Source organism: Ruegeria sp. AH12 (assembly GCF_056541465.1).
Genome location: NZ_JBQFYL010000180.1, coordinates 1 through 636 on the forward strand (window position 1 = coordinate 1; position 636 = coordinate 636).

A 636-nucleotide genomic window follows, 5' to 3' on the forward strand; every position below is an offset into this window, starting at 1 on the left:
TGCTGCCCGACAACATCCCCTCCAGGCCAGCGGCGGAGGGTAAAGTCATCCCCGGCAGAATAGATTGCAGTGCCATTGAAAACGACCGAGTTCACTGCCGCTTCGTGCCCCTCCAGCCATTCCGGTGTCTGTCCGGTCCAGAGACCGACCGAATTGTCGAAACTGGCCGTTGCGATACGCCCATCCGGCGCCGAAGCGATCCCCATGATCGGCCCGCCATGGCCTTTGAGCGTGAAAAACTCGGACCAGGCGGGCAGGGGGGTCAAAACAAGCGCAAGAGCGAGCCAGCGCATCTATTCTGCAGGTGAGGCCGCTGCCTTGCCGGCCTCTTTTTCTTGCACCTCTTCCAGCCACAGCGAGTGGTGCTCGCGTGCCCATTGTTCTTCGACTTCACCGGTGCCCATGGCGTCAAACGCACCCTCCATGCCCACCGAGCCAAGGTAGATATGGGCGATGATGATGGCGATGAACACGTAGGCGACCATGACATGCCAAACTTGGGCATATTGCATCTCTTCCTGCGGTGACATCTGCACTGGCAGGTTCAGACCCAACGCCTGCGGAATACCTGTCGAATTGGCGATTGAGAAGGTTTTGGCGAACATCGGCAGCTCGAACGGGAATAGCAGCGACAGG

Annotated in this window: 1 protein-coding gene and 1 pseudogene; both read right to left on the reverse strand. The window is 59.1% G+C overall.

Going from position 1 to position 636, the window contains the following annotated elements:
• Positions 1 to 293 (reverse strand): WD40 repeat domain-containing protein (locus tag ACR0EL_RS22465; RefSeq protein ID WP_480502354.1); only part of this gene is annotated, 293 nt, incomplete at its 3' end.
• Positions 294 to 636: pseudogene (locus ACR0EL_RS22470) on the reverse strand (formate dehydrogenase subunit gamma); the annotation flags it as partial.